This is a genomic window from Pseudomonas sp. SIMBA_068, from assembly GCF_046534705.1.
GTDB lineage: Bacteria > Pseudomonadota > Gammaproteobacteria > Pseudomonadales > Pseudomonadaceae > Aquipseudomonas > Aquipseudomonas putida.
In genome coordinates, this window is record NZ_JAWRYI010001421.1 from 1 (window position 1) to 242 (window position 242).

At 66.1% G+C, this 242-nt stretch carries 1 pseudogene; it reads left to right on the top strand.

Going from position 1 to position 242, the window contains the following annotated elements:
* Positions 1–242 (top strand): annotated as a pseudogene (locus SB756_RS34300) (phosphohydrolase); the annotation flags it as partial.

Genomic DNA, 242 nt, shown 5'->3' on the forward strand with positions numbered 1-242 from the left:
GGGTAAGTTCCCGCCCTTCCACGCTGGCGTTCGGCACGATGGCCGGCACGCCGACGGCACGGTCGCGCTGGGCTGGGAAAGCGCGCACATCTTCATGAATTCGCAGAACTCCCCGGCGATCGCCTGCTGCTTCGACATGAACCGCAGCGGCGCCATGCTGGCCTGGGACCACTTCTTCCCCGGGCAGGAGCCGCCAATGCTACTGCGCCACATCGAGGACAGGGACCTGTGGCTGTTCCAGT